Source organism: Thermogemmatispora aurantia (genome assembly GCF_008974285.1).
GTDB classification, from domain to species: Bacteria; Chloroflexota; Ktedonobacteria; order Ktedonobacterales; family Ktedonobacteraceae; genus Thermogemmatispora; species Thermogemmatispora aurantia.
The window spans coordinates 145,372-171,220 of the sequence record NZ_BKZV01000001.1 but is presented as its reverse complement, the minus strand read 5'-3'; the positions used below and the strand labels follow the sequence as shown (position 1 = coordinate 171,220).

The 25,849-nt window shown below is 59.8% G+C and carries 17 protein-coding genes and 1 pseudogene; 5 read left to right on the top strand and 13 right to left on the bottom strand.

The window, feature by feature from the left end; translation table 11 throughout:
- Positions 1-589, top strand: a pseudogene (locus KTAU_RS00675) (hypothetical protein); the annotation flags it as partial.
- Between the two features lie 130 nt (positions 590-719).
- Here KTAU_RS00675 and KTAU_RS00670 read toward each other — a convergent pair.
- The 9 genes from KTAU_RS00670 to glgP all read right to left on the bottom strand — a co-directional run bounded on the left by KTAU_RS00670 (position 720) and on the right by glgP (position 14,982).
- Positions 720-1,598, bottom strand: coding sequence for an electron transfer flavoprotein subunit beta/FixA family protein (locus KTAU_RS00670; RefSeq protein WP_151726574.1), 879 nt, complete (start codon positions 1,596-1,598; stop codon positions 720-722).
- A gap of 59 nt (positions 1,599-1,657) precedes the next feature.
- The gene (locus KTAU_RS00665; RefSeq protein ID WP_228026262.1) at positions 1,658-1,960 is read right to left on the bottom strand and encodes a ferredoxin family protein; all 303 of its coding nucleotides are present in this window, start codon (positions 1,958-1,960) and stop codon (positions 1,658-1,660) included.
- A gap of 83 nt (positions 1,961-2,043) precedes the next feature.
- Positions 2,044-3,354, bottom strand: coding sequence for an FAD-dependent oxidoreductase (locus KTAU_RS00660; protein WP_151726573.1), 1,311 nt, complete (start codon positions 3,352-3,354; stop codon positions 2,044-2,046).
- A gap of 271 nt (positions 3,355-3,625) precedes the next feature.
- Positions 3,626-4,573 carry a quinone oxidoreductase family protein gene (locus KTAU_RS00655; protein ID WP_151726572.1) on the bottom strand — a complete coding sequence of 316 codons (948 nt, stop codon included), beginning with the start codon at positions 4,571-4,573 and terminating at the stop codon, positions 3,626-3,628.
- 194 nt (positions 4,574-4,767) lie between these two features.
- Positions 4,768-5,799, bottom strand: coding sequence for an electron transfer flavoprotein subunit alpha/FixB family protein (locus KTAU_RS00650; RefSeq protein WP_170292954.1), 1,032 nt, complete (start codon positions 5,797-5,799; stop codon positions 4,768-4,770).
- A gap of 66 nt (positions 5,800-5,865) precedes the next feature.
- The gene (locus KTAU_RS00645) at positions 5,866-8,025 is read right to left on the bottom strand and encodes a glycoside hydrolase family 15 protein (RefSeq protein ID WP_151726570.1); all 2,160 of its coding nucleotides are present in this window, start codon (positions 8,023-8,025) and stop codon (positions 5,866-5,868) included.
- Positions 8,026-8,232: 207 nt separating this feature from the next.
- Entirely contained in the window at positions 8,233-10,239 is a 2,007-nt protein-coding gene (locus KTAU_RS00640) for a mycofactocin system FadH/OYE family oxidoreductase 2 (RefSeq protein ID WP_151726569.1), read from the bottom strand.
- A 78-nt stretch (positions 10,240-10,317) separates the two neighbouring features.
- Positions 10,318-12,330: an oxidoreductase gene (locus tag KTAU_RS00635; protein ID WP_170292953.1), complete on the bottom strand. Its 2,013-nt coding sequence runs from the start codon at positions 12,328-12,330 to the stop codon at positions 10,318-10,320.
- 108 nt (positions 12,331-12,438) lie between these two features.
- On the bottom strand, positions 12,439-14,982 hold the full coding sequence (gene glgP / locus KTAU_RS00630; protein WP_151727628.1) for an alpha-glucan family phosphorylase: 2,544 nt from the start codon (positions 14,980-14,982) through the stop codon (positions 12,439-12,441).
- Between the two features lie 561 nt (positions 14,983-15,543).
- Between glgP and KTAU_RS00625 the strand changes: the two genes are divergently transcribed.
- On the top strand, positions 15,544-16,059 hold the full coding sequence (locus tag KTAU_RS00625; protein WP_151726567.1) for a hypothetical protein: 516 nt from the start codon (positions 15,544-15,546) through the stop codon (positions 16,057-16,059).
- A 53-nt stretch (positions 16,060-16,112) separates the two neighbouring features.
- Here KTAU_RS00625 and KTAU_RS00620 read toward each other — a convergent pair whose 3' ends face one another.
- Both KTAU_RS00620 and KTAU_RS00615 read right to left on the bottom strand, forming a co-directional pair.
- Positions 16,113-16,814, bottom strand: coding sequence for a LuxR C-terminal-related transcriptional regulator (locus tag KTAU_RS00620; protein ID WP_151726566.1), 702 nt, complete (start codon positions 16,812-16,814; stop codon positions 16,113-16,115).
- 360 nt (positions 16,815-17,174) lie between these two features.
- Positions 17,175-17,759 (bottom strand): GTP-binding protein, encoded by a 585-nt coding sequence (locus KTAU_RS00615; protein WP_052888601.1) that lies wholly within the window; start codon positions 17,757-17,759, stop codon positions 17,175-17,177.
- Positions 17,760-18,163: 404 nt separating this feature from the next.
- On the opposite strand from KTAU_RS00615, the gene gatB reads away from it, so the two are divergent.
- The gene (gatB, locus tag KTAU_RS00610) at positions 18,164-19,657 is read left to right on the top strand and encodes an Asp-tRNA(Asn)/Glu-tRNA(Gln) amidotransferase subunit GatB (protein WP_151726565.1); all 1,494 of its coding nucleotides are present in this window, start codon (positions 18,164-18,166) and stop codon (positions 19,655-19,657) included.
- Positions 19,658-19,837: 180 nt separating this feature from the next.
- Positions 19,838-21,061 carry a Glu/Leu/Phe/Val family dehydrogenase gene (locus KTAU_RS00605; protein ID WP_151727627.1) on the top strand — a complete coding sequence of 408 codons (1,224 nt, stop codon included), beginning with the start codon at positions 19,838-19,840 and terminating at the stop codon, positions 21,059-21,061.
- Positions 21,062-21,318: 257 nt separating this feature from the next.
- Here KTAU_RS00605 and KTAU_RS00600 read toward each other — a convergent pair whose 3' ends face one another.
- The gene (locus tag KTAU_RS00600; RefSeq protein WP_151726564.1) at positions 21,319-21,939 is read right to left on the bottom strand and encodes a hypothetical protein; all 621 of its coding nucleotides are present in this window, start codon (positions 21,937-21,939) and stop codon (positions 21,319-21,321) included.
- 786 nt (positions 21,940-22,725) lie between these two features.
- Here KTAU_RS00600 and dxs point away from each other — a divergent pair.
- A complete protein-coding gene (gene dxs / locus KTAU_RS00595) occupies positions 22,726-24,684 on the top strand; it encodes a 1-deoxy-D-xylulose-5-phosphate synthase (protein ID WP_151726563.1) in 1,959 nt (652 codons plus the stop codon).
- A 159-nt stretch (positions 24,685-24,843) separates the two neighbouring features.
- Here dxs and KTAU_RS00590 read toward each other — a convergent pair whose 3' ends face one another.
- Positions 24,844-25,575, bottom strand: coding sequence for a response regulator (locus KTAU_RS00590; RefSeq protein ID WP_151726562.1), 732 nt, complete (start codon positions 25,573-25,575; stop codon positions 24,844-24,846).
- Positions 25,576-25,849: the final 274 nt, after the last annotated feature.

The following is a 25,849-nucleotide window of genomic DNA, read 5'->3' as shown; positions in this document are numbered from 1 at the left end:
GGCGGATGCGCCGCATGAGATGCTGATCTATGTGCAGACGACGATGGATGTGAACACGGTGATGGCCAAGATTGAGGAGCTGGATCGCAAGCTGGATGGAGGTCGTCATCAGCTCGCCATCGGACTCACCGATGATGCAACCTGGCCACTTATCTGGTATCTGCGTGACTACCCCAATGTCTGCCTGGAGTACCCCAATGGCTGCCCGGCAACAGCCAAGAGCATACCCGTGATCATTGCGGGTGGCGATAGTATTGCCAATGGCTTCCAGCAGCAATACGCTGGCCCCAACGGCGACTATCTCTATCATGAGTACCAGATGCGCTCGTGGTGGGATCAAGGCTACATGCCGCCTCCCTGCATTCCCAGCGCGAAGCAGCGATGTGGACCGCCGGCTCCCTATGTTGGAGTAGGGCCGCTGCTGTGGCTCAGCTATGGGGACAATCCGCCGCCGGGGGCGCACTTCAACCCGGTGCTGGCAGCGGAACGCATCTGGGCCTGGTGGTGGCAGCGTCAGCCCATAGGACAGGACGCCGGCTATTATCCAATGGCGCTTCTCATCCGTAAGGGCCTGGGAGTTGCACCCTGAGCTGGAGCCGACCCTGGGAGAGAAAAGGACCTGCTGTCCTGGTGGGGCAAGTGCTCTACCAGGACAGCAGCTAATCGGCTGCAGCGTGCTCGCACTCTGCTGCAGCTAGGCAGGTAGCCGAACCGCTTATTCAGACAAAGCCTCGTTCTTTCAGAAAGCGCATCAACTCATGGGCCAGCTCTTCGGGCGATCCCTCGACCAGGCGAGCTTGCCGTCGAGACGTGCCACCGGTGATAATCTCTCCGATGCGTTCAAAAGGGCTCAGCTGACTATCGGGGATGGGAAGGCGATGTGGGCGCGGGCGTGGCGTACGTACCTCAACGATGGTTGTCTCCTCTGCCTCGAAATCAGCGGCAAACTGGGGCAGACTCAGCGGGTCGCGCACAGTGATCGTGGCCCGTAGCGCTGCCAGGTGGGCAGGCAAAGAGGGATAGCGCGGCTCGTTGAGTGTCTCGTGTACAGTGAGCAACACGGGAGGCCTGGCCAGTAGCCGCTCGCGGTAGCCGCGTTCTAGACGGCGAGTGACTCGTAAAAGGAGCTGGCCAGAATCCTGGTGCGCCTCCAGCCCTATCACGCCCGTAATTTGGGGCAAACCCAGGTAGGCCGCCAGTGCTGGCCCCACTGTCCCAGAGGCCCAGTCGCTGCTCTGTTCTCCACAAAAGATCAGATCGGGCAAGGAAGGATCAGCGCGCAAGCGCGCTGCCAGCGCGGCTGCAATCGTCAAGGGCCCCCAATCAGCAGCGCTCGGATGCCAGAGGCGTTCGATAGTGTCAGCTCCCATTGCTAAAGCGACGCGCAGCACCTCCTCGCTCTCGCCTGGCCCCAGGGTGAGCGCAAAAACTGACCCTACTCCTAATTGCTCCTTCAAGCGCAGGGCCGCCTCCAGGGCACAAGCATCAGCGGCATTCAACGTCTGGACGAAGCGCTCCGTATCGACCTCGCCGCTGATGGGATCAACATAGACCGAACTACAATCAGGAGCCTGCTTTAGGCAGACAGCGATGCGCATGGTCTCTCCTTTGGGTGGACCTTCCCTGTGCTGTGATCCAGTCTGAGTTGGAGAGCCTCTTATGAGGCTCGAAAACTGACTCCCCAGCCTCCGCGGGGATAATCCCACTCGATGGCTTTGCGCTCGCAGGCCACATAGCACGTACCGCACTCCAGGCAATGCTCGTAGGAGAAATGCATCTCCCCCCCGAGAATCTCGAATAGTCCCGCAGGGCAGACATAGACACAGGGAGTCAGGTCACAGCCTCGGCAGGCCTCAGTATGAACGCGAATGTGTGGCCTCTTATCGACCTTGAAACGCACCAGTTCTAGCCGTTCTTCGATAGGTTGCATCAGCACTGGCTCAGATGCTATCTGTTGCATAGTCACGTCTACTCCATGCACTCCTGAAGCGCACTAACGAACAGAGCAGGAAAGGCAAAGCGCGCCTCGCTGGATTCTTTTTCTTAAAAGAAGAGCGCGCGCCCCGCCTGCCATCCATCGCGCAGGAGGGTCCAGAGCGAGACCTTGCTGCGTAGTGTCGCCAGGATCGTTGACCCTAGCTTCTTGCGTGGCCTGCCCTCCGAGCGAAAGACCTGTTCAGCTGCCTGACACAACAGTTCAGGATAAAGATTCTGCAAACGCTCGTTATTCACAAAGGCGGGGGTCAGGCGGAAGCGCTGCAGGTCCTGCAACACAAAAGACTGCTCCAGGCGTTTCCGATAGCCCATGAGAGTCGCTGTAGAAAAATCCCCATGTCGGTGAGCCTCAAGCGCCGTTTCAGCGGCGGCCAGGCCAGAAGCCACAGCGAAGTTCATGCCTTCTAGAAAAATGCCTGCGGCGAAGACCAGGGCGGCAGCATCGCCAGCCACCAGCAGGCCAGCGCGTACCAGGCGGGGGACAAGCTGCCAGCCTCCTTCGGGAATCATGTGGGCCGAGTACTCCAGTGTCACACCATCGCGCACCAGAGGGGCGACCGCTGGGTGCTGTTTGAAGCGGTCGAGCAACTCATAGGGTCTGACCCGCTCCTGAGCCAGCGAGGCAATCTGGACGATGATCCCGAGCGAGAGTGTGTCGCGATTGGTATACAGAAATGCCCCGCCTTTGACGCTGCCAGTGGCCTCGCCCACATACTCGCTGGCCATACCCTCATCACCCGTCAGATTGAAACGCTCCTCGATCGCATGCTCTCCCAGGCGGAGCACCTCCTTGACGCCCAGGCTCATCTCTTCGGCGGAAAACTCCCGTTGCAGGCCAGCTTTTTTGGCCAGGAAGGAATTGGCACCGTCAGCAGCAATGACCACGGGGGCATAGAGGACCCCGTCGTCACGCCGGCATTGAACCCCGATAACGCGCTCTCCCTCGTAGAGCAGGTCATCGACCACTGTCGAAGTAATGAGCAGCGCGCCGGCCTCGACAGCCTTGCTGGCCAACCAGCGGTCAAATTTGGGGCGCAGAACCGTCACCCCATTGTAAGGAGGGATAGCGAAATGGCGGGTGCGGAAGTCGAGTGAGAAGGCGGATTCCTTTCCCAGGAAGGTCAGTACTCGGCGCGTGATATAGCGCTCGAAAGGGGCCTCGTCCCAGAAAGTAGGGAGCAGTTCAGCCAGCAGACCAGGCGCATAGAAGACCGCTCCAGAGACATTTTTCGCACCGGGATACTCGCCGCGCTCGATCAGAGCCACGCGCAAACCGGCGCGTGCCAGCGCCAGCGCTGCACTGCTTCCCGCTGGCCCGGCACCCACAACGATCACGTCAAACTGCTGCTGCGCATGCATTGCTTCGTCTCAGCTTTCGTCGACACACTGTACTGCTGTACTGCCTGTACCGCTGCTTCGCGATCAGCTCGCGCTAACCTGGTCTGGCATAGCCTCGGAGCACGCTCCTTTGCCGCGTTGTGCTGTCCATAGCCAGATTGCTAGCTGCTACGTAGAAGGACCTGAGCATACTGGAGGGAGGGCCGGCCTGGAGCAGGTCGAGCAGACGATGCTGGGGACAGATCTGTTATGCTCCGGACCAGCTTCCCTCTTTTCCCTTGCCGATAGTGACTCAGCTGTGCAGGAGGACAATCTTGCCAGTAACCTCACCTGCCGCTAACAGGCGATGAGCTTCGGCCACCTCGTTGATCGGCATAACGCGCGCTATGATCGGCGAGACTGCCTTCTCGGCAATCAGCTGCAGAATGCGCTGCTCATTGGCGGGCGAAGTGCGCAAGGTGCCACCGCCGATGACCTTCACTCGTTTGAGGCGCCAGGACTGTGTGTCAACAGTAGAGTGCTGGCCGCCCAGGTTGCCGATCAGCACCACACGTCCGTCGTTCACGCAGGCATCGATGCTATCCTGTAGGGTGGTACCGACTAATTCAATGACCAGGTTGACGCCGTGAGCATTGCGCACTACCTGACCGACCTTTTCCTCACGATAGTTGACGATCATATCGGCTCCCAGGCGGCGCAGTGTCTCGGATTTCTCCGTGTTGCTGGCTGTCGTGGTGACCCAGGCACCGACATGTCTGGCGAACTGGATGGCCCACGTCCCGACTCCACTTGCGCCCGCCCATACGAGCACGCGCTCACCTGCCTTGAGGTTCCCCAGGTCGAACAGCGCCGCCCAGGCCGTCGAGGCCGCCAGACCGGCTGCTGCCGCCTGCTCGAAAGTGACCTCATTGGGAATGCGTACCAGGTGGGAGGCAGGCACCGCGATCCGGCTGGCATAGCCACCACCCCCACGCGCCTCCGGCGCCCGCGTGGTGAGCACGCGCTCACCTGCCTTGAAACCGTTGCTGTCTTCGACTACCACACCCGCCGCCTCTAGACCTGGCGTGTAAGGCAGGTTGGGCACCGGTCTGCTGCCAGCCCGCTGAAAAAGATCCAGACGATTAACTGTCGTTGCTTTCACGTCGACGAGCACTTCGTCTGCTGCGGGAACAGGGTCCGGGACCTCGCGCAGTTCCAAAACTTCGGGTCCGCCGTAACGAGCAAATTGCACAGCTTTCATGGCGATGTCTTGCTCCTCGCTTCTCGTGAATCGTCAGGATGTGTTGCTCCTGGCTTGATATATTGTATCCATTCCGCCTGGTGACTGGCAAAACCAGAAAGAACGCTGGCAATCAGCCGGCCAGACAGCTCAATCAGGTCAGACCAGATCAGACAGGAAGGTAAAAAGAGCAGTAGAGGACTGAATTGAAACGCTTAGACCCCTACCGACTCTTCTTGTAGCAGCTGGATGGCGCGTCGCAGAATCTCTCTGGCATCGCCTAAAAGTCCCAGATCGGCCAGCGCAAAGATCGGGGCGTTGCGGTCGGGGTTGATGGCGATGATGGTTTGGGCCTCCCGAATGCCGCTGGTGTGTTGAGCTGCGCCTGAAATGCCACAGGCAATGTAAAGTCTTGGGCTGACGCTTTTGCCAGTCGCTCCAATCTGGCGCTCTGGCTCAACCCAGCCACGATCGGTCGCTACGCGACTGGCTCCCACCGCGGCACCTAGCAGACGAGCAAAGGTGGCAAGCTCGGCAAACCCCTCGCGGCCAACACCTCGACCGCCGGCAACGATCTTCTCCGCTGCCTCTAGCTCTACTTCCTCTGCTGCCGGGGCCTCGATCCCAAGATGCTGCAGACGCGGGCTTTGCTCCTCAATGGCAAGCGGAAGCTGATAGCGAAGCACCTCTGGCTCCGGTGAACGCCCCAGCTGCGAACGGCTTGCCGACGGTGTTCCCCGCGTGCCCGGTGCAAAGGTCACCAGCGCTGGCAGCCGTCCCAGCCGGGTACGAGTCTGGACGTAAGCCCGGCCGCCGTACAAGGCCCGCAGCGTCAGTAGGGTATCTTGCTCCAGCACAAAACGCAGGCAGCGCGCCACAAAGGGTAACCCGAGCTGCGCTGCCAGGCGTGGGGCCCAGTCCTGGCCATTGGCCGTCGCGCTGGTTACGATCAACGCCGGCGTATGCGCTCGGATGAGCCAACTCAGCGCCGCAACATAGCCCTCAGTTGTGTAACGCTCCAGGGAGGGATGCTCCAGCACATAAAAGCGTTCAGGCACGATGCTCTTGAAAAACGGCTCCGTGCTCTTCTCGGTAGCAGTAGGAAGAGGAGCGCGCAGCTGCACTGCGCAAAGCTGCAATCTGCCTGAATGTTGTTTGGCCAGCTCCTGTGCCTCAGCAAGCACCTCCTGATTGTACTCAGGGGGCAGGCCATCTTGTTCCTGTAGCACGACCCAGAGTTCGGCCACGCTTTCACCTCGCATGAGCGCCGCATAGTCGACAACATTCGTTGTTGACCAGACTCGCCTGTTCTCTCAAGCTCCCGCAGGCGCGGGAGCCTGGAGCCGGCCCTTTGCTCTGAGCACCTGGGTAACCAGCACAAACATGGCGTGAGACCAGCCAAGTGGCATAATCCAGCAAGGTTGGCCATCCTGGCGACTGATTTGCTCAGCCAGCAGATCGAGGGCAGTACGATGTTCGACGGCCCAACGATAGAGCTGCTCGGCTTCAGCAAGGTTTCCCGTCAGTGCCTCGTACCAGGCCAGCCAAAGGGTGCACAGTATCCAGGGGTTGCCGCCGCGATAGCTATCTCCCTGGTAACGCAGAATACCACCGACAGGACTGCGCAGCCGCTCGGCAATAGCTCTGGCTGTGGCCTGCAGCCGGGGATCAGTCGGATCAAAGACGCCGCAGGGAACCGCCAGCCCCAGGATCGAGATATCGAGTGTCGGATCGCTACGGCGGGCGCGCCAGCGTCGACCCCGGATCGTGATTGCTACTTCATCGGCTGCCAGGGCTGTCGTTTCGTCATCTTCCAGCGGAGCCACTTTCAAGCGTCCACCGCGTAGGAAGTGCCCTGCTGACTCACTCCACAGATGCTGCTCAATAGCCTGCTTTAAGCGCGCGGCAGCTTCCTGCCACTGCCGCATCTCAGCCTCGTCGCCCAGGAGCGTGGCAAGGTGGGCCAGGGTGGCGAAACCGGCCCAGGTCGTGGCGCAGGCATAGGTACTGATCCCGTCGAACTCCTCCCACAGATCCTTCGTGACCGGAGCCAGGCCTGTCTCCGGGTCCAGCTCGCGTAACATATAGTCTCCGGCCCGCCTGAGCGCTGGCCAGGCTAGGCGCGCGTACTCTATATCCCCGGTTAACTCCACGTGCTGGCCCAAGGCCCAGACAAAGAGGCCGATCTCATCAAATTGAATCAGACCCCAAGTTGGTGCCAGGTTCCCCTGCGTATCATAGCGCTGGTACCAGCAGCCAGCAGCCTCCTGCGTCCGCAAAGCCCAGTTAAAGAAGGCTCGGGCACGTTCATGCTCGCCGGCCACATCAAGAGCATAGGCATTATAGGCTCCATCGCGCAGCCAGCACATACCATATCCCCCGCTTGAGCGGAAGGTCGGGTCCATCTCCGGCGCGGCGATGATGGCCCCCGTCTCCTGGTCGCTCAACAAATGGAGCACCATGAGCGAACGCTCGTAGAGCCGACTAATCTCATCTTCTATACCATTGAGCGCGAAGCGTAAGCAGCGCTGGCGCCAATAGACAAGCGTCTCCTCAAGCAACTGACCGCTGTTGTGTCGCTGCTGAATCAGGACCGTACGCACGGCCTCTAGCTGGCGACCGAAAGAGAACAGCAGGACCCCACTGTGGCTGGCCCCGGGAGACAGCTCCCCGATATTGTGACGCAGGGCCGCCGCCACCTGACCAACAGCAAACTCCTGGCGGCTGTAGCGCTGCTCAGCGGCCATCTGGAAGGCTGTGTCAACGATCCCGCAACGGCTCTGTTCACAGGCAAAATCGGCCACGGGCCAGTCGCTGCCCAGGGCCAGATAGCGATCAGCATGGAAGAAGGTCAGCAGCTCCGTCTCTGGATCGTACCAGGCGCAGTTGCCCCCTGGACGCAGATCGATGTCAATAGCAGCGTAGGTGAGCAGACTACAGCGCAGAGGAGCCGGCCCCGTATTTGTCAGGCGCAGCTCAACCACTAGCAGATCGTGCTCGGGATGGACGGCGAGGCGACGCTCAATAAGCAGCCCGAGGTCGGATTGCTCCGAGCGAGCGCTGACCACGGCGCTGGATGGCAGATAACCCAGCTCGTGCGACCAGCCTTCTTCGGCCAGCCAGCTCACCTGCGGCGCCTGCTCCTCCCGCTCGACCTGGACTCCCTGGAGCAGGGAACGCACATGTGGACCACCGTCGATATGCGGATAGAAGCATTGCACAGGGGTCGCTGTCTCATCCAGACAAACGAGTAGCCTGCCATTGCTGAGGAGCGCGCTATAGAGCCAGGCCAGGCCCAAGGCCCGTTCTGGAGGCAGAGGAGGAACGCTCGCACGCCGGGCAGGCGGCTCCATCAGATAGCTGGCATTGAGACCAGCACTCAGCTGAGCAGCGACATGAGACGGAGACGACCCGGCAGCCTGGGCCGGCTCCCCTTGCTCTCCTGACGAAAAGGAAGAACGCTCAACAGACATACCTACTCCACAAACAGCATTTGGCCTAGCGCTCACCGCTGGCTGAAGACCGGCGACTGCCGGCGGGCAAGAACCAGGCAAAACCTGAGCTCCTGGCACCCTGGGTTCAGCACAGCGGGTTTCCCTGTATTGTAGCATCTCGCGCGAAATCGACAAGCCTCGAACCTGCTCGGAGGGCCACAAGCTGGGGCCGCTGGAGCTGAGGCCTCAAGCACTGTCGACAGCGCTCAGGCCCTCTAGCGCCAGTGCCCGCCCGACGCGCTCACCGTCGAGAATAGCATGCTCCACACGTCGCGGCGCCAGACAGTCTCCTACACGATAAAGGTGAGGAACCCGACCCTTGAGGTCCTGATAGAGGGCCTCATCGGCTACCTGGGGAGCGACTACGACCACCAACGCCAGGTCCTCAATAGTGCGGGCCTGACCGGTATAGTTATTGACAATGGTCGCCCCGCCGGGCTGCAGGGCCGCCAGATAATGATGAGGAGTGAAGATCGCCCCGTGAGCAAGCATGCGACGATACCACAGCTCGATATCCAGGGTCACACTGAGATCGCCGCCGACGTAAAACTGGGGCGTCACCACTTCAACCTGACAGCCGCGCTCGGCTAACAGCTCTGCCACACTTGTCGCCTGGTGGAAGCCAACCTGATCGTAGATCAGAACGCGCTGGCCGGCAGCCGCAGTTTTCTCTCCGAGAAGCACTTGCCAGGGATTGGCCACATGGGGCAGATCGCCGCCTGGTACTGGGACCGGCCCAGGGCGGGAGCCGGTGGCGAGAATCACCGCGTCTGCCTCCTCTCTCAGGATGAAGTCGGCGTCGACCTCGGTGCCTGTGATCACCTCAACATCCACCTCGGCCAGCTCGCGCTGCAGATTCCGCGCGGCATCGCCAAACTCAACGCGACTGGGCACCCGTACAATCAGGTTGATCTGGCCCCCAGTCTCTGGCTGGCGCTCATACAGACGTACCTGGCCTCCGCGTTGAGCAATCACCTTGGCCGCCTGCATGCCCGCTGGCCCGCCGCCCACCACAAGCACCCGCGGACGACGAACGGCGCTTCGCATCACGGGCCGCGAGGATAGGGGACGGAAGCGCAGCTCGTTCCCTGTAGCCGGTGTCTGGATACAGCCCAGGCTGAGATTCAGCCCCATCCGTCCGATGCAATACTGATTGCAAGAGATACAGAGGCGGATACTCTCACTATGTCCCTCGCGCGCCTTGCGGGCGAAAGCAGGATCACAAATCTGGCCGCGCACTACATCGACCATGTCGGCCAGCCCTTCGCGCAGAATACGCTCCGCCTGAACGGGGTCCTTGATGCGCCCGGTGCAGAAGACCGGCAGCTGTACGACCTCGCGCAGTCCTGCCGAGACGAAGAGCTGGTAGCCGGGCGGTGTGTGCATCGACCCCTCAACCATATAGAGATTATGGAATTCACCGATGCTTGTATTAATGAAGTCAAGCTGGCCAGTAGCCTCCAGGCGCAGAGCGATCTCGCGTACATCGCTGAAGGTCAGGCCCCCGGGGATCAACTCATCGCCGCAGAGGCGAATTCCCAAAGGGAAATCGCGCCCGACCTCGGCGCGAATGGCCTCGATGACCTCCAGCACGAAGCGCAGGCGGTTCTCTAATGAGCCACCGTAAGCGTCACGGCGCCGGTTGTAGTAAGGGGAGAGGAATTGACGGATCAGGGAGCTATGCGAGGCCTGCAATTCGGCCCCATCGAAACCGCCTTCGCGCACATGACGAGCCACCATGGCGTAGCTGCGCACGATCTCGGCAATCTCCTCGGCCTCGATCTCCTTACACATCTCGCGGTGGATCGGGTCGACCAGAGGGGAAGGGCCGAGCACGGGGCGGCGCGAGTAGATGCTGCTCGCCTGCATGCCGTTATGGTTCAGCTGAGCAAAGATGCGCGTCCCGTAGTCGTGAACGGCGCGTGTCAGGCGGCGATAGGCGGGGATTACCTGGGGATCGAAGCCGTGAATCAGTTTTTGATAGGCCCAGTCGCTGGGATGAACCGACTGCTCCTCGGTAATGATCAAGCCGCAGCCGCCGCGAGCACGCTCAACATAATAGGCAATCAAGCGCGGGCCGGGCTGATTCTCCTCGGCCAGGTTCGTCAAATGAGCGGCGAAGACGATGCGATTGGGTATGACCACTGTACCAATGCGCAGCGGCGTAAACAAATACTGAAACTGGCCTGCCATGGGCGGACCCTCCTGTGCTGCTCAGGCGCATGCTTACCTGCTCTCTGCTACGCTCATGCATGGGCTGGCTGCTGACGCTCAGGCCCAGAGGCCAGCCTGGCGCCCCTCAGCGATCGCCTGCTCAATGCGACGAGGTGCAATGCAATCGCCAGCGCGGCGCAGACGAGCGAGGCGCCCCTTCAAAGCAAAATAGAGATCCTGATCGGGCTGCTCATAGACTCCCAGAACCACCATGTCGGCGGGCAAGGCGCGCTCTGCCAGGGCGAAGCGATCACGCACGATCACCTGCCCAGGCTCAATGCGCACAACGCTGGTATGAGGTGTCATGACCACGCCGCGCGGGAGTACCCGTCCCAGCCAGGCCGGCAGATCGTGGGTAGCGACCAGATCGCGCCCGACATACCAGTCTTCGGTCACAATCTCGATCTGCCATCCCTCATTGGCGAGCAGCTCCACTGTCGAGAGCACGCCATGTGAAGCCGTCTCATCGATCACGACGGCGCGCTGGCCAGCCCCAGTCACGCGTTCACCCTGCAGAATGCGGCGCACGTCTAGCACATGGGGGAGGCCATGACCGGGAATCGCCAGCAGACCCTGGCCCGCTTTCGCCCCTGTAGCCACAAGCACCGCCCCAGGCCGCTGCTCCAGGAGCCAGGAGGCGCTCACGGCTATGCCGGTCTGCAGCTCGACTCCCAGACGCTGGCATTCGTCCACCAGATAGTCGATGATGCGGCGCAGTGAAGCGCGTCCCGGCGCCCGTGCGGCCAGGGCCACCGCTCCACCTGGCTCCGACTCACGCTCGAACACTACCACCCGCCGCCCGCGCAGAGCGGCGGTGCGTGCCGCTTCTAATCCTGCCGGACCTGCCCCTACCACAACAAAGGCTCTGCTCAGCGAGGGGGTCTTGTCTGGAGAAACCTGGCAGTCCTGGCTCTGGCGGCCTCCCACGGATGACTCGGTGAGCAGAGCAATGGAAGGAGGCCAGGGATGCAGCACATCGGGGTTGACGTTACAGCTGAGGGCGACATTGAGCAGGCCACGTACCTGGCAACCCTGGTTACAGGCCAGGCAGGGTCGTACACGCTCTGCGTTGCCCGCCTGAGTCAGACGCGGCAAAGCGGGATCGGCGATCAGAGGCCGGATCATCTCAACGCCATCGGCCTGGCCTGCCGCCACAATTGCCTCCGCTTGCTCGGCATCCATAATGCGACCGGCGGCAAAAACAGGCAGCGAAACTGCCTCCTTCACGGCTGCCGCCAGCGCTACTGCATAGCCTGGGGCGACGTGCATGGAGGCGTGGAAAGGAAAGAGGTGGGTACTCAGGATGCTTCCCATCGTTACCGTCAGGTAGTGTACCCGACCTGTCTCGGCCAAGCGGCGGGCGATCTCGACCCCCTGCTCTGGCGTGAGACCAGCCCACGGTGCCAGCTCATCGACGCAGAGGCGGACCCCAAGTATATAGCGCCCCTGCAGGACGGCGGCCACGGCCTCAATGGTCTCCTGCAGGAAGCGCAGACGGTTTTCCAGCGATCCCCCATAGGCGTCGCTGCGCTGGTTGGTCAACGGTGACAAAAACTGACGCAGCAGCGAGCGATCGGCAACTTGCAGCTCTACCCCATCGGCTTCGCCGCGCACAGCGTGCTGAGCGACCAGGGCGAAACCGGCGATCACAGCGCGAATATCTTCCAGCTCCATCGCCTTGGGAACCTCGCGCGTGGCCACATCAGGTACGGCAGAGGGCGCCCACAGTTCGCGCTGATGATGGTCACTCACTCCTTGCTGACCGTTGTGGTTCAGCTGAACGAGGGTCAGCGCCCCGGCAGCACGCAGGCGAGCGCTCACCTTGGCCAGGGCCGCTGGCGTTTCGGGCAAATAACCAAACAGGGCAGCCTCGTACGGGAAATCGGAGGTGTGAACGATGTGCTCCTCCAGCACGATGCTGCCGACACCTCCTTCGGCCCGGCTGGCGTAGTAGTCGCCATGCTGCTCGCTCAGCAGATGATGACGGGCGAAGTTAGTCGTGTGGCTCCCAAAAATCAGGCGATTGCGCGCCTCTCGCGGCCCAATGCTGATGGGTTGAAAGAGTTTCATATCCATGCTTATCATGGCGTAGGGCGGATTCTCCTCCGGCGGCAGTGCCTGCGCCGCCCGTTCTCATGGACAAACAAGCAACCAGACTGCTGGCTCAGCTCCCAACGCTCAAGCCCAACGCACCAGCCCCATATCATGTTTACCCGCTAGCAAGGGATGATTGGGCAGCACACGTACCCCATAGACCAGACTGCCGCTCTCCTCTGGCTGGAAGCGGGCCTCGTAGCGATACGAGCCGTCCTGCTCTTGGTGCTGATATTGCATGGGAATAGCCCGCTGATTAGTGACCTGCTCACCGTCCCCGCTCTCGCCATAGACCAGCTCGACCAGCAAATCATCCGGTGTAATCTCTGGCGCGCGCACCCAGGCCCGTACTTCGATTGTCTCGCCCAGGCTGAGCTGACCCTCGCGGCGTCCCTCCACGTAGAGAGCCAGGCTCTCCCAGCGCTGCTGAATGCGCTCTTTCCACTGAGCCAGTGCGCGGGCCAGCTCGTAGGCGTTCTGCTCGACCCGCTGGCCCTGCTGAATCTGGGGTACATAGAAGCGTGTCGTGTATTCCTTCACCATCCGTCGCGTACTGAAGTGAGGGGCACAGGAGCGGATGGCTTCTTTCATATAGCTGATCCAGCGATGAGGCAGACCGCTATTGGCCAGATCGCGCTCATAGTAGGTAGGGATGATCTCCCCTTCCAGGAGAGCGTAGAGCGACAGACTGTCGGCCTCATCCTGAACATCGGGATTGTGGTACTCGCGCTCCTCGCCGATGGCCCAGCCGTTGCGCCCATTGTAGGCCTCGGCCCACCAACCGTCGAGAACGCTGCAGTTAGGCTGCCCATTCAAAGCCGCCTTCTGGCCGCTGGTGCCGCTGGCCTCGTGGGGGCGAATCGGGTTATTCAGCCAGAGATCGGTCCCTGCTACCAGATAGCGTGCCATATCAATATCGTAGTTTTCCAGGAAGATCACCTTGCCGCGGAAATCGTCGCTACGCGAGATCCGATAAACCTGCTCAATCAGGGCCTTACCAGGCTCATCGGCGGGGTGGGCCTTACCCGCAAAGATAATCTGTACCGGACGCTCAGGATTATTCATAATGCGCTTCAAGCGCTCCGGATTGCGGAAGATCAGCGTTGCCCGTTTATAGGTTGCAAAGCGACGGGCGAAGCCAATCAGCAGAGCCTCGGGATCAAGCATACGCTCGAACTCGGCCATCTGCAGCGGCCCCTCGCCCAGGCGCAGATGCTGCTGTTTTAAGCGTCGACGCACATAGTCGATCAGCAAGCGCTTACGCTGCAAATGCACCTGCCACAGCTCCTCATCGGGAATCTCCAGCACACGATTCCACAGATCCGGCTCATCGACGTGCTCCGCCCAATCCGGCCCTAGGTAGCGCTGGAAGAGAGCGTTCATCTCAGGAGCCACCCAGGAGAGGGTATGGATACCATTAGTAATCGAATCGATAGGGACCTCATCGGGATCGACGCCCGGCCAGAGAAACTGCCACATCCGGCGCGAGACCGCGCCGTGCAGCTTGCTCACCCCGTTATGCTGCCCGGTCAAGCGCAGGGCCAGCACTGTCATCCCATAGGTCGGACCCCAGCCATGATCTTCGCGAGCCACCTCCAGAAACTGCTCGCGCGAAAGACCAAGTTGACCCCAGTAGGTATTGAAATACTTGTCGATCAGATCATAGCTAAACGTATCATTGCCCGCTGGCACCGGCGTATGAGTCGTAAAGAGGGAGCTGGCGGCCACGACCTCGCGTGCCTCGCGGAAAGTCAGCCCGCAGGCGACTAACTCGCGGCAGCGCTCCAAATTCAGGAATGCAGCGTGTCCCTCATTGATATGCCAGACCGCCGGAGAAAGGCCCAAAGCGCGCAGAGCGCGCACTCCACCAATGCCCAATACAATCTCCTGAGAAATGCGCATCTCGCGGTCGCCACCGTAGAGGCGGGCCGCCAGCTCACGATCGGCGGGAGCATTCGGTTCGACATCGGTATCCAGCAGATAGAGTGGAATACGACCGACCTGGACGCGCCAGACCTTGGCATGGATGCGCCGTCCCGGCAGATCAACGCTAATCAGGACCTCATTGCCATCGGGGCCGCAGGCCGGAGTTGCTGGCACCTGGGAGAAGATCAGCTTATCGTAGAAGGCCTCCTGAATACCCTCGCGAGTGATGCTCTGCCGGAAGTAGCCCTGGGGGTAGAGGAAGCCTACTCCCACTAGCGGCAGGCCCAGATCGCTGGCCTCCTTACAATGATCGCCTGCCAGGATACCCAGGCCACCGGAATAGATGGGCAGAGCCTCGTGCAGGCCAAACTCAGCCGAGAAGTAAGCAATGACGCACTGCTCCAGCTCTGGATATGTGCGAGCGAACCAGGTGCTGCCCGGAGCTGGATGCATATAGCGGTCGAATTCTGCCAGCACACGATCGTAGACCTGCAGATACTGGGGATTATGAGCGGCCTTCTCTAGATACTGTGGTCGCACCTCGCTCAGAAAGTGGACAGGATTATGACCGACCGCCTCCCATAGTTCGGGATCTAGCGTGCTATAGAGCGTGCTGGCTTCGGGGTGCCAGCTCCACCACAGATTGTAAGCAAGCTCATAGAGGCGGCTAATCCGGGCGGGCATGATGGGGAAAACGGTCATGCGTCCGAATACTTTCACGGAAATCAAGCTCCCTTTCTTCGCTTACTGGACTGGCCTGTGGGCTATGTTGTTATCTCTCGTTATCGCTAGCCCGTGACCCGGCAGGAAGCCAAAAGCCACCTGGGCTGACCTTCTGCCGCAAGGCAAGGCTTGTTTCAGGGTACCACAGCTGGCAAGAGGAGGTCCCAGTCTGCGCCCTGGGTTCTCGCTCCGCTCGTCAGGCCCTGCAGGCGCAGGTCTGGCAGCGCCGGGCCTGTAAACCATAGACAGACTCAAGCTGGCTTCTTGCTCCTCTTCTCATTCTCATTATGGCATATCGCCTTGAGGGCTGCGCCTTCCCTCCGCTGTGAGAGGCTTGTCTTGGCCAGGCATCTTCGACTATACTTGGCAATACTGGACGGACCAGATGCTTGAGCGAGGCGGCGAGCGCCAGGCCCACGAGTCAGTCGTCGACCAGCCAGCCGGTTTAGTGGCAAGCGAGCCATAGCTGATCAGCTCGTCAGAACCGTACAGGCAGCAGGCCAGGTGCATCTACTCAGAGGAAGGAGAAAAGGTATCAGCATGAAGCGGCGACAGCGTATCCAATCGCGTACCTGGAAGATCAGCGGCCTCGTCGGAGCGCTTCTGCTGGTGATTGGTCTGGGCTGGTTTATCCTCCTGCTCAGACACCCCCAAGGAGGGCTGAGGCTGCTTGTTCCCCATCTGGCCCAGACCAGTCAGACCTCGGCGGTCCAGCTGCCCGCCCTCTACACCGCTGGCGTTATTCTTGGTACACCCTCCCAGCCGGCCAGTCTTAGCCAGGAAGAGGCTCTTCTACTAGCCAGCCAGTGGGAGCCAGAGGTAGCCAGCGAAGCCAAGAAGGTCCTGGCACGCTATGTCCTCCTCACCTACATTCCGCACACCAGCAATCGGGCCCAGATTGAAAATGCTCCGGCCTGGATGATCATCTACGAGCAGGTACCGCTGCAGCCCGCCGATGCCTCAGTTGATCCCACACCCTTCCCGCGCTCAAGCTACGACTTTTATCTGTTTCTTGATGCCCGGAACGGCAAAGTGCTTCTCAGTCTGTGGACCTAGCAAGTTTGCTTGGCTCAGTGCTGCCTGCGACCTCCTCCCTCTCTGCGCTGGCTTTACGTATCCTGAATCTTGATCCAGCCGTGGCGCAGAGCATGCACCACTGCGGCGGTACGATCGTTAACCGCGAGCTTTTTGAGGATCGACGTAATGTGATTTTTCACGGTCTGATCGCTGATCTTCAAAGACTTAGCGATCTCCTTATTGCTGTTTCCACGGGCAATGTAGTCCAGAATCTCGATTTCACGGCTGGAGAGCGGGGAATAGCTCTCCTTGCCGTCGCTCTCAGCGGCACCATCGTGAGAGGCCGCCGGCAGCTCGCGCAACGACTGCAAGACACGGCTGGCGATCTGAGGCCGGGCGAGCACTTCGTCATTGATCAAATACTCCCCGCGATTCACGCGCTGCACGGCCTCGATCAACTCCTCAGATGAAATATTGCGGGTATAGTAGGCGGCGGCGCCCACCTTGATCGATTGAAAGAGGCGCTCCTCATCCTCGGAAGGGGTAAGAATCACAATGGCCATCTGAGGGGCCAGCTGGCGGAGCTGGCGGGCCAGCTCAAGAGCGTCAGTGCTCTTGAGGCCAGCGTCGAGGAGGATCACCTCGGCTCCCGGCTCGCGCGCCAGCGCCAGAATCTCGGCGGGGTTAGTCGACTCGCCCACAACAGTGCAATGGCCCAGGCGCTCAAGCGTATAGCGAATTCCTTCGCGGAACAGCGGCTGCTCATCAACGATGATGACACGGATAGTCTCCATAAGAACCTCGCAGCGAGACAGTCGATCGATCCAGCGGGCGGCCCGGTGCTTTGCCTGGGCCGCCTCGCAGTGATGGCCTTTCATCCGCAAAGAGGGGAAAGGCCAAATCTCCCTTCGTAGAGAGGGAGAAGATAACCAGACCAGGTTTCGCCGTATTATACACAGAAAACCGTCGATGAACAACGAGTAAGACAGGAACAAAGTTGCTCTACATAGATGGCGGAAGAGGCACGGGGAGAAAGAGTTGCTGAAAAAAAGGTCGGGCCATCCTGCCAGTCAGAGGAGAAGCGGCGACTCCTTGCCACGGGAGGAGAGCGAAGCGAGCGAGCGCGTAGGCGCGCGCACCGCTAGCAAGCTGGACTAGATGCGTTCGAGGCGGCGGAGCGTCGCATTGATGGCGACGCGCAGGCATTCGATCACGCCGTAGCCTGTGACAGCGACGGCCTCGAAGCTAGGGACGCGGTACGGGTTCAAATACTGTTCCAGCACCGATACTGGTAGAATATCCTGCAAGTCGCGCTTATTCCACTGCATCACCAGCGGGAACTCGGTAATATTCTTGTTCATGCGGCGGAGCTGTTCCTGAAGCTCGTTCCAGCTTTCAATATTTTCCTGCAATTTGCTGGCCTGGGAATCGGCCACGAAGATCACGCAGTCGGCCCCTTTCAGCACCGAGATCCGCGTCTGCTGGTAGAGCACCTGACCGGGCACGGTGTAGAGCTGAAAACGGATTGAGAAGCCATTGACCTTGCCCAGTTCCAACGGCAGCAGATCGAAGTAGAGGGTACGCTCTGTCTCGGTATCGATCGAGACCATCTCACCCACATCGCGGGGATCGACTGCCTGATAAATATAGTGCAGGTTAGTGGTCTTGCCGGACAGACCAATGCCATAGTAGACGAGCTTACAAATGATCTCGCGTTTGGCCATATTAATCAGGGACATAGGTGGTCATTCTCCTCATCCGCTCGCTGGTGTGCCTCGTCGTGGTAGCGCGTCGTCTCCTCTTCTCTGTAAGAGGAGGGCACCGTGCCTATGAATCTCAGCAACAGTCCTCTCGTGCGAAGCAGTACAAAAGGTATTTCCTGGATTTATCGAGGGAAGCTTGCGTTTCAGCGCAAGACGTCCCACGATGTTGGTGACTTCAGTATACCAGAGTCATCCGTATCTGGCAAGGACTCCGACTCCTCTTTCCTGCTTGTCCCGAAGCAAGGGACTGGCGGCCTGCTCGGGCATCAGCGAAGCCCTGGCTGGGCCTGTCACGGCTACCCAGTTGACGAATCCAGGGGAAAGGGCTAGACTAACGGGTGACAGTGACGCTGAAGAAGCTTTCAGGAAGGTTGGGAAAGATGGCTGTACCTGCTCATACCGAGGTTGCCACCGAATTCGAGATTGTCATCGGTCTCGAAGTGCATGCTCAGCTCACCACGCGGAGCAAGATGTTCTGCTCCTGCAGCACTGATTACGCCAACGCCGCTCCCAACACCCATGTCTGCCCTGTCTGCATGGGGATGCCAGGCGTGTTGCCGGTCATCAATCGGCAGGCTGTGGCCTACACCATTATGACGGCGCTGGCCCTCAACTGTAGCATTCCCGAATACTCCAAATTCGACCGCAAGAACTATCCCTATCCTGACTTGATGAAGGGGTACCAGATTTCCCAGTATGATCTCCCACTCAGTCGCAATGGCTATCTGCTGATTGAGCATGATGGGCAGGTGCGGCGCATCGGTATTACGCGCGTTCATCTGGAGGAAGATACCGCCAAGCTGCTGCATCGAGACGGTTACAGCCTGGTTGATGTCAACCGCGCCGGTACACCCCTTATCGAAATCGTTAGCGAGCCGGACATGCGCAGTCCCGAGGAGGCGCGGCTCTATATGCAGAAGCTGCGCGAGATTCTGGTCTACCTGGGAGTCTCTTCGGGGCGTATGGAGGAGGGCAGCCTGCGCTGCGATGCCAATATCTCGGTCCGTCCCCGCGGACAGCAGACGCTAGGAGTCAAAACCGAGATCAAGAACATGAATAGTTTCAAGGCCCTGCAGCAGGCCCTCGAATATGAAGCTCATCGCCAGATTGAGGTGTTGCGAGCTGGCGGGACCATTCAGCAGGAAACGCGTGGTTGGGACGAGAGTCGAGGCGTGACGGTGCCGCAGCGTAGCAAAGAGTATGCGCATGACTATCGCTACTTCCCTGAGCCGGATCTGCCGCCGCTGGTGATCAGTCGTGCATGGGTGGAGGAACTGCGTGCGCGCCTGCCAGAGCTGCCCGATGCGCGCCGGCTGCGATATCAGCGCGACTATGGCCTCTCGGCTCAGGATGCGGATATTCTCACAGAAGAGAAGGCTCTGGGCGACTACTTCGATCAGGTCATGGCTCTTTCTTCCCAGGTCCAGGATCGCCAGGCCAGGGCCCGCGCAGCCAGCAACTGGCTCCTGAGCGAGGTTGTTCGCCTCCTCCATGCGCATGATATCGCTCCCGCAGCTTGCCCACTGAAGCCAGAGGCGCTGGTGAATCTGCTGGATCTGCTCGATCGTCAGCGCATCACTGGCAAGCAGGCGAAGGAGGTTCTCGATGAGGCCTTCGTCAGTGGTGAGCTGCCAGAGACCATCGTGGTGCGCAAGGGCATCCAGCCACCGATTACTGATCCGCAAGCCTTGGAGCGCATCATCGTTGAAGTCATTGAGGCGAACCCTAAGATCGTGGCTGATTACCGCTCGGGTAAGACCAACGCCGCCCAATATCTGGTCGGCCAGATTATGAAGCGCACCCGTGGCCAGGCCAAAGCCGATCTTGTCCAGCAACTCTTGCGCGCCAAGCTTGATGAGGCGCCCACGGCCTGAGCGAGCTTGACCGACTCTGGCAGTCACCTGGCTGCTGGGCCGGAACAGGCTGGCTGGGCGATTCCTGAGCCTTGGCTGCATCAGCTGCTTTCAGCTGTAAAATACGGAAAAAGGAGCAAGAACGTGGACCTGCACAACGACGTGAAGTCCTCTCGCGAGACCCGTATTAACCCCTATGAAATGGCTGTTCAGCAGTTTGAGGAGGCTGCCGATCGGCTCAATCTCTCGGAGGATATGCGAGAGATTCTGCGCAAGCCCAAGCGCGAGCTGACAGTCAACTTCCCTGTACGCCTGGATGATGGCCGGATCAAGACCTTTACCGGCTATCGCGTACAGCATAACGTGAATCGCGGGCCTGCCAAAGGTGGCATTCGCTACAGTCCTGATGTGACCCTGGACGAGGTCAAGGCGCTGGCCATGTGGATGACGTGGAAGTGCGCGGTGGTGGGTATTCCCTATGGCGGAGCCAAAGGGGGAGTCATCTGTGATCCCAAGGCCATGAGTCCAGGCGAGCTGGAGCGGCTGACGCGCCGCTATGCGACTGAAATTTCGATCATTATCGGCCCTCACAGCGATATCCCAGCGCCCGATGTCAACACCAATCCCCAGGTCATGGCCTGGATTATGGACACCTATTCGATGCACGAGGGCTTCTCCATTCCCGCCGTTGTCACTGGCAAGCCACTCTCTATTGGAGGGAGCGAGGGGCGCAACGACGCTACCGCGATGGGCGTGCTCTTTGTCACACGTCAGGCGGCGCGCCGGATTGGCATGCCGCTGCGAGGGGCGCGCGTCAGCATTCAGGGATTTGGCAACGCTGGCTCCATTGCTGCCCGTCTGTTCCATCACGAAGGCTGCAAGATCGTGGCGGTCAGCGATACCCGGGGTGGTATCTACAACGAGGCCGGACTGGACCCTGCCGCTGTGCTCCGGCATAAGCAGGAAAGGGGCAGCGTGGTTGGTTTCCCGGCAGCTCAGCAGATCAGCCCCCAGGAGGTCTTGGAAGTTCCCTGTGATATCCTGATCCCGGCGGCGACCGAAGGGGTCATCACCGAGGCCAATGCCGGTCGTATCCAGGCGCAGATCATTGCTGAAGCTGCCAACGGCCCGACAACGCCCCAGGCGGACAGGATTCTCGGACGCAGGGGTGTCGTTGTCATTCCGGATATTCTGGCCAATGCTGGTGGCGTCACGGTCAGCTACTTCGAGTGGGTGCAGGATCTCCAGAGCTTTTTCTGGGGAGTTGAAGAAATCACTCAGAAGCTAGAGATCATTATGAATCGGGCCTTTGCAGCGGTGGCCGAAAAAGCGGAACAGTACCATTGTGACCTGCGGCTGGCGGCCAATATGCTGGCCATCTCACGAGTGGCTGAGGCCACTCAGATTCGCGGCATCTATCCCTGATATGGCCTGAGAGGAGCCGAGGGTTGAACAGCTGCTGCTCGGCGAGCGGTGGCGGCTCGGCGTAGTCGAAGCGGCTAGTGATCAACAAAAAGGCCAGGAGCAGACAACTGGCTCCTGGCTTTTCCTGGCTGGGATCGGACTGGGACAGCGGTGAACAAGTTCCCCCAAAACACAGAGGCTGATCAACAATTTCCTCTGTTAGCTACTGCTCCAGTCCGACTGGCATCCAGCGCAGCGCATCATCGCAGGCTGTCTAGCTAGTAACCGCGACGCGTCTCGCGTTTTGAGCGCTTCGCGGGCTTAGACTGGCGACCGGGTTTTGGCTGCTTCTTCTTCCCTTTACCGCCGGGCCAGAGGTCCTCATCCTCCTCCTCTTCCTCATCCTCGAAAAACTCCTCCTCCTCGAAGTCCGGCTCTAGCTCCTCCTCTTCCTCGTATTCCTCCTCCTCTGGAGTGGCTTCCAGAGACTCTTCCTCTAGCAGCTCCTCATCCTCAAGGTCGGCCTCCACGCTCTCCTCTTCCTCCTCAGCGGTCGGAATCTCCTCCTCGGGGACAGTAATTTCCTCAGAGGAAGCCGTCTCAGGAGGAGCCGCGGGCGCCGTGACCTCGGGCTGGCGGGCCTTAGCTGTCAGCGTTTCCGCCTGAGAAGCGCGAAGCTCCTCACGCTCGCGGCTTTCGCTGCTGGACGTGTGGCTGCCGCGAGCCGGCTTTCGTGCTGCCCCTGACTCCTGGGAGTCGCGTTCGCCCCGCTCACCCGTCTCGCTCTCCTCGGTGGTCTTGGAGCTGCCGATCACCCGGCGTCCGGCGGCGACATCGAGCCAGAACTGAGAATAGTAGTGCGGACGTTCGGTGTCCTTTTCGCTCTCTTTCCTCGTCATTGGACCTGCGGCGCAGCAACCCCCGCCAGGAATCTGGGGAAAAGCGCCGCCTCCTTTCCCTCAAACAGTATCAGAAGATGACGACAAAAGCGCCGTAATGTCCGTTCATTCAGACAGACGGCAAGCCGCCTGGGCACTATTGCCGGTGCCTCTCTCCCCGGACCGGGCGTGCTGATCGTCTCCCTTTCCATGATCCTGTTGGCGTGCTGTTCTGCGGGGCTGCTTCAGCCCTGATGCTTGCCGACCTCATGACTGCTTGGCTGGTTTGACTCAGCTCGACTGGCTTACTCACGAGCTGAAGGAGGACATTCCCACGCACGGACAGGGTTGATGGGAGACGAAGAGCTGAAGGGATGCAGGAGAGCCGCCTCCACCCCAGTGTGATCAGTATACCGGCAGGAAAAGGCAACGTCAAGCGGTCCATCGGGTCACGCCTGCCATCATTTCAGCGCGTAAACGGACCTCCCCTTGCGGGGGAGCGTTGATCTTTTGGGAACGCTCCAACCCACCCGGATGTCCCAACTGTTTTCCGAAAGGCCATGATAAGAAGAAAGTGGAACCCTGTCAAGAGTCTTCCGGCTCCATCCCGGTTGGCCAGTACCGTGAGCAACGCCAGCGCACCAGCAACCGCCTGGCCGCTTCCCGCCCGCACTGCCTCCCCCTTCTTTCACGTGAACAGCTGTCCTGTCAAGGCTTTAGGTGCCTTCCTCTGTCGCATCGCGACCTTTCTTTCGCTGTCTGCGACGCCCTATAATACAAGGTAAGCTTTCCTGTGGGAGGACTGCCTTGGCAAGGATACTGGATCGCATTGATAGCCCGGCTCAGCTCCGCTCGCTCAGTGTGGCGGAGATGCAAATGCTGGCCGAAGAGATTCGTCAGGAAATCATCGAGACTGTCTCGACGAGAGGGGGACATCTTGCCCCCAACCTGGGTGTTGTCGAGCTGACACTCGCCTTGCATACCGTCTTCAACACCCCCCATGATCTTCTTGTCTGGGATATCGGCCATCAGGCTTATGTGCATAAATTGTTAACTGGACGTCGCGAGCGCTTCCGCACAATTCGCCAATTTGGAGGCCTGTCGGGCTATCTCCGCCGCGAAGAAAGTCCCTATGATGTCTTCGGCGCCAGCCATGCCAGCACCTCCATCTCTGCCGCCCTGGGCCTGGCCGTGGCGCGTGACCTCCAGGGCCAGGACTTCAAGGTTGTGGCCATCATCGGTGACGGCGCCCTGACTGGCGGTATGGCTCTGGAAGCCCTCAACAACGCTGGCAGCTTGAAGAAGAATCTCATTATTATCCTCAACGACAACGAGAAATCGATCTCGGATAATGTAGGCGCCATTGCCTCCGTGCTGGCCAAAGCGCGACGCATGCAGACCTTGCCGGCCTATCAGCGCTTACGAGAGGTGACCAAAGGCTCTATCGAGCGTTTGCCTGTCGTGGGTGATGTCGCTCTGGAAGCCGCTGCCCGTGCTGAAACCAGCTTTAAACAGTTTGTCTTGCATAGCAAGAGCGGAACCATTTTCGAGGAGCTGGGCTTCAAATTCTTTGGGCCATTCGATGGCCATGATCTTGCACTGCTCATCGATGTTCTGGAAAATATCAAGCGTATTGAAGGGCCGATCGTGGTCCAGGTGGTTACCAAGAAAGGCAAAGGCTGGACCTTTGCCGAAGAAGATGCCACCAAGTGGCATGGACCAGGCGCCTTCGACTACCGCACCGGCGTCATTAAAAGGAATCCCAACGACCCCCCAACCTACACCGAGATCTTCGCGAACACACTGGTCGAGCTGGCTGAGCGCGACCAGGCCATTGTTGGTATCACTGCCGCCATGGCCGAAGGCACAGGCTTGAAGAAGTTGCACCAGCGTTTCCCCGAGCGCTACTTTGATGTCGGTATAGCTGAGCAACATGCCGTGACCTTTGCCGGCGGGCTGGCTGTTGGTGGCCTGCGTCCGGTGGTTGCCATTTATTCCACCTTCATGCAGCGGGCCTTTGATCAGGTCATCCACGATATCTGCATGCAGAACCTGCATGTCGTCTTTGCGATGGACCGCGCCGGCGTCGTCGGCGAGGATGGTCCCACACAGCACGGCCTCTTTGATATCGCCTTTATGCGCATGATTCCTAATATGAAGGTCATGGCCCCTCGTGATGAAAACGAGCTACGCCACATGCTCTATACGGCCCTCTACATGGACGGGCCAGTCTGCCTGCGCTATCCGCGTGGTAAAGCGCGTGGAGTGACCCTAGACAAGGAGCTGCGCCCTCTAGAGATTGGCAAGGCTGAGCTGCTCACACCAGCGACCCTCTCGGAGGCCAGGCGTTGCCAGTGTGCCCTGCTCGCCTATGGCACTACCGTCGAGTTAGCTGAGCAGGCGGCCACAGAGCTACGAGGAGAGGGATTGAATGTCGCGGTAGTCAACGCGCGCTGGGCCAAGCCGCTTGACGAGGATCTCATTCTGGATCTGGCCCGGGCCACGCGACACCTGATCACCATTGAAGACCACATGGTGGCGGGCGGCTTTGGCAGTGCCGTCCTTGAACTCCTGGCCCGCGAAGGCTGCCACGACACCCGTGTCAGGCTCATTGGCTTTCCCGATCGCCTGGTCGAGCACGGGGCGCCGTCTATCCTCAAGGAGCTGTATGGCCTCTCCTCTGCTCATATTAAGGAAGTCGTGCGCGAGCTGCTTGGGATCACAACCCCAACACCCACCGCGCATAGTAGCCCAGCCTCGGCCTGAGCAAGCGGCGGCAGGCCACACCTGTGAGCTGAGGGCAGCACGGGCCTGTTCTATCTGCCCGGTTTGATCCTGCCCTCAGCCACAGCGATGAGCAAGCGTGCGGCAGAATGATAGGGAACAGATGTCCGCCTGATGGTGCGCGAGAGATAGGTTCAGCCCTCAGTTGCGTGAACTGAGCAAATAAATGGCCTCAGTGCGGCTACGAGCATGTAGCTTCTCAAAAATATTCTGGATGTGTTTATGTACTGTTGATTCTGCTATATTGAGTTCCTGGGCGATTTCCCGGTTCTTGCGACCTTTGCGGATCAGATCAAGAACCTCGATTTCGCGCTCCGTGAGCGGGCGCGAGAGGTTCGGCAGGTTCAGTGCCGAACCGTGAAGCCGCTGCTGGACCTTATAATAGAAGGCGCGACTGGCCGCGCCCTGGGAGAAATCGGCGGGAGGAACCTCGCGGATCTTACCGCTGAGAGTCAGTGTGCGCAGGTGAGCTAACACGCGCGTTGCCAGGGGGCCGGGGATCGAGATTTCGTTGCGCGCGGCGGAGCGGATGGCAGCTACCAGCGTCTCTGGCTCGATATCCTTGGTCAAATAGCCAATGGCCCCACGCTGGATGGCGAGCAGCGCCAGCTGTTCCTGCTGCGAGGCTGTCAAAATGACCACGCGCGTCTCCGGTGAGCAGGCGAGCACACGCTCCGTTGCCTCGAAACCATCGCATTCTGGCATGTCCAGGTCCATCAATGCAACATCCGGGTGCGTTTCACCGGCCTGGGCCTCGGCCTCCCGGCCATTACATGCCTCGGCCACTACCTCGATATCACCGGCTCGTTCCAGAATCTCACGCACGACACGTCGAATCAAGGTATGATCATCTGCCAGTAGGACTCTAATCATCGTCTAACCCTTTCTGCCTCCTGTACAGTCTTAAGTCCTATCAGTATATAAGCAAATATGCACGTGTGCCAGATAGGAAAGCACACATAAGCGAATATGTGTACACATTACACTGTACTGTGGCCTCCAAGAAGCAGGGGCTAAAAGCGCGGTTAGAGGGGGGAGGTCGTAGGAAGGTGGGGGGATGGTCGGGGTAGGATGAGCCGGGAAATCTTGCTTGCGTCCATCTGCAACCTATGCTATACTTGCAAGTTAGCAGGAGCGAGGGTTCCTG